Raw genomic sequence first — 3,943 nt, 5'->3', positions numbered from 1 at the left:
GGCGGGACGTCGGTGAACCACGGGCGTCCGGGCGGTGCCCGGTCGCCGCTGCCCTGGAACGTGCCGCGCATCGCGGGGTCGGCGGCGACCTGTTGGGCCACCTCGTGCGGCACCGCGACCGTGGTGCCACCCGGCACGGTGTGCACCTGGATGGGGACACCGGGCGGTGAGGTGGCCACCTGGAGGTCGAGTTTCTCGTGTTCGGCGAGCCGGGCGAGAACATGGGTGATCGGGGTCGCCCACCCGCGTCCGCCGCCGTCCTTGTGGTGGAGCAGTCCGACGACTTCGTTCGCGTCGTTGACCAGAACGCTTCCCGAGTCGCCGTCGTAGGCGAAGAAGGTGGTGTCACGCGGCCCGGCGTTGGGGTGCGGGTTCGGCGTGATGATGATCATGTTCTGGATTTCGTTCGTCGTCGCGGTGAAACCGGTGATGAATCCGCCGGTCAGCCGGGTGACGGCGCCTCGCTTGCGTACCTGGTACGACTTGCTGTTGCCCTCTTCCCGGGTGAGTTCGTGTATTCCCGCCACCCGTCCGATCCCGGCGATCTCGGCCTTCCACTTCATGCCTGGCGACAACCGGACCACCGCCTCGTCACGGTCGGCGTTCTTGTCGCCGCCGGCCCAGACGCCGATGATGTCGTTGCAGCAGTTCTTGCTGAGGTGATCGCCGTCCGGCTGGCCGATCTCGGTCCGGTCCTTCTCCATGGTCCGGATGTCCGGAGCGTGGGCCACGTGCTGGTTGGTGAGCGCGTAACCCACGTCGGGGTTGGCCGCATCCCACAGCAGACAACCGAGCGTGCCCGAAGCGCTGCTGCCCGCGGTGGTGAGTGTGCCCCCGCCGATCACAGGTCGGTATGTCTTGGAGTCCAGGGCCAGCCGCGTCGCGTTGAGCACACCGGTGGGAGGACCGGCCAGCGGGGTCAGGTCGCCGCCGGTCTCCACGTCGGTGGGGACGCCGTCGATGTCCGCCGGGATCAGTTCGTCCGGTGGGACCTTGGCGGCCGGGCGTTTGTCGCGGACGAAGACCTTGATGGAGGGTGTGTCGGTCGGTAGGCCGGCGACCACCTTCGCGCCGAGTGCCACGGCGGTCACGCCGGGGACGGCGAGCAGCCGCGGGGTCGCGTCCTGCTTGACCCGTTCGATGGCCTCGTAGTCGGGACGACCCGGTTCGGTCTCGGGCATGACGCCTCCTCAGCGCTCGGCGGGCGCGGCGGGCACCGCCATGCCGGGTTCAGGTGGTGCGGCCGTCGGCTGCGCCTTGGGCACGACGTGGACCTGGCCGTTCTTGGTCGCCGTGGCGAGCTGGACCGGCAGCCTCTCCAGGTCTTGGAACCGCTGGAGGATCTGGTCGATCGGGAGTGCGCATCCCTTGCGTACGGTGACACCGGGCGCAGGCTCATCCGATCCGTAGTGCAGTGCGACGACCTGTGCGTTGTCGTTGACCACGACGCTGCCGGAGTCGCCCCCGTCGGAGAAGATCAATGTCCCGCCCGCACGAACCGTGGGGTTCGGATTGGGCATCACGACCAACACGTTTTTGCGCTCCGTCAGGACGCCGTCGGTCCTCGATGTGATGGTGGTGTTGACGGATTCGACGATGCCGCCGGTGAGCCGGGTGCGGGCGCCCCGCTTGCGCACTTGGTAGGTAAGGTTTTTCGCGTCATGAACGGTGACCGTGTAGGCGCCGGTCACCGGACCGATTTCGACGATCTCCGCCCGCCACTTCGTGCCGACGTCGAGCTGGACCAGCGCGGCGTCCCGGACCGTGTCCAGACCTCCTCCGGCGAAGACGCCGATCCCGGCCGAGAGATTCTTGACCGGGCTGGGTGTCAGGCCCGGATGGCCGACCCTGGTGACGTTCACGACGGGCAGTTGCCCGGCGACGATGGCCGCCAGCACGTGGTAGTTGGTCAGTGCGTACACCTTGCTGGGGTCGGTGGAGTGCACCAGCAGGCACCCCAATGTGCCCCGCCCGACACCGATCACATCGGCCTGCAGACGTCCTCCGCCGACCAGCGGGCGATAGCGCTTCGTGTCCCAGTCGATGTTCGTGGTGGTCGACGCGCCCGGAGTCAGCGGATCCTCGGGGGGCAGCGGATCCGTGTCGGCAGGTGCGGGCAGCGCATCGGGTGCGGCAACGGACAGTTCACTCACATCCACGCCGACCCCTTCGAACTGCGGGGGCAAGGTCTCACCCGCAGTGAGTTCAGCGAGTGGCTGTTTGCGGCGGACGAAGACCTTGAGGACGATCTCGCCGGTGGGCCTCCCGGCGCGTTCCCGGCCGCCCAGTCCGACGCCGGTGACTCCGGGGATCCGCATCAGCTGCGCGGCGGCCCGTTCCTTCAACGCGAGCAGGCGTTCATCGGACATGGCCGGAACCCCCGTGCCCGTGGCGCCGGACTTCTTGCTGCGGCCGGGAGTGACGCCTGTGTTCGTCGGGTCGGTCGTGTAACAGCACGCTGTCTCCCGCTTCCTGTAGAGGGGGAAGGTCTCCCGCGGCAGTCGTTCATCGCCTCCGGCACGAAGGCGTCCTGTCCCGCCGGAGCCCCGTTGCCAGGGCGGTTCGGCCGGCGCCCGTGCGTGTGACGCGAATGTCCGCATCGACGTCCCTCCGACAGTGGAGGGACGCTCGGTTGACAGCGTGGCGGGCCACATCGGGTCTGTCGTGCTCTGTTCCGTTCAACGGACCGGACGACGATTCTCCGCACCCCAACCCGCACCGGTACCGGCCTCAGGCCGGTGCGGGACGGGGCGGGTACGGTCCCTGGGCCAGACGTTCACCGGGACTTGCGGTGGCGGCATCCGCGGCGGCGCGGCCGAGGCGCTGGAGGAGTTCGGTGCGCAGCGGATCCGTGTCCGGGAGGCCGAGTTCGCCGATGACGGCCAGGGCCTGGGTCCAGGCGGCGCGGGCCGCGTCGGGGGTGCCCGCGCTGTGGTGGGTGTCGCCGAGGCAGACGAGACCGGCGGCCTCGCTGTGGCGGTCGCCGGTCTGGTGGAACAGGTCTACGGCCTGCCGGTAGCAGTCGACGGCCTGGGGGTGCCGGCCGAGGTGGTGGTGGATGTAGCCGAGGCTGTCCTGGATGTGGGCCTGCCCGTTGAGGTCTCCGGTCTCCTGCGCCAGGCCGAGGGCCTGATGGCAGTGCGCGAGGGCCTCGTCGTGGTCGCCGAGTTGGGCGAGGATCCAGCCGATGTGGTTTAGGGCGGCGGACTGGCCGGCCCGGTCGTCCGTGGCCCGGTGGTGGGTGAGGCTGAGGTGGGCGTGGCCGAGTGCCTGCTCGTGGTGGCCCAGGGCCTCGGACATCCGGGACAGGTGCTGGTGGATGCGGGCCTGCCCGGCGTGGCTGCCGAGTTCGCCGAACAGGTCCAGCGCGAGCAGGTAGTGGGCGCGGGCGTCGTCGGGGCGGTCGAGCCGGTCCTGGGCGAGCCCGAGACCCCGGTGGGCGTCGGCCTGTCCTGCCTTGTCGCCCTGGCGCAGCGCGGCCTCCAGGGCGGCGGTGTGGACGGTGGTCAGTGCCCGCCAGTATCCGTGCCGGTCGAGGAACGTGGTGAGTGCCGAGGCGAGCCGCCAGGTGTGCTCGTCGAAGCCGGCGGCTGGAGCCTGTTCCACGGCGGCCAGGAGCACGGGGTGCGCGGCGGTGAACCAGGCTTGTGCCTGCCGGTGGTCCGACAGCGCCTCGGGGGCGGCGCCCGGCCGGGCGGGCGGCAAAGGGGCCGGGTTGGGCCGGGGAGTCAGCAGGACATCGGCCCTGTGGGCGGTGTGCAGGTAGTGGTCGAGCATCCGGTGCGCGGCGGCCTGCCGGACGTCGTCGCTGTCGTACGTGGCGGCCAGCTCGGCCGCGTAGGCGCGCAGCAGGTCGTGGAAGACGTACCGGCCCGGGGCGTGTTCGGTGAGCAGGTGCCAGCGGACCAACTCGGCCAGCAGGACACGGGCCCGCGGCGAAGGT

The 3,943-nt window shown here is 70.3% G+C and carries 3 protein-coding genes; all 3 read right to left on the bottom strand.

Annotated features, from left to right (window positions below):
- A partial coding sequence (locus O3Q52_RS50045; RefSeq protein WP_269655077.1) for a hypothetical protein occupies positions 1-1,181 on the bottom strand: 1,181 nt, incomplete at its 3' end.
- Between the two features lie 9 nt (positions 1,182-1,190).
- A complete protein-coding gene (locus O3Q52_RS50040) occupies positions 1,191-2,369 on the bottom strand; it encodes a hypothetical protein (RefSeq protein WP_269655076.1) in 1,179 nt (392 codons plus the stop codon).
- Positions 2,370-2,730: 361 nt separating this feature from the next.
- The coding region (locus O3Q52_RS50035; RefSeq protein WP_269655075.1) for a tetratricopeptide repeat protein at positions 2,731-3,943 on the bottom strand (1,213 nt) is incomplete at its 5' end.

Origin of the sequence: Streptomyces sp. ActVer (genome assembly GCF_027270795.1) — a bacterium.
GTDB classification, from domain to species: domain Bacteria; phylum Actinomycetota; class Actinomycetes; order Streptomycetales; family Streptomycetaceae; genus Streptomyces; species Streptomyces umbrinus_A.
This window is presented reverse-complemented; position numbering and strand designations above follow the sequence as displayed.

Excerpts from the sequence above, each read along its gene's own strand:
- O3Q52_RS50040 (WP_269655076.1), bottom strand. The coding sequence starts at position 2,369 with ATGTCCGATGAACGCCTGCTCGCGTTGAAGGAACGGGCCGCCGCGCAG.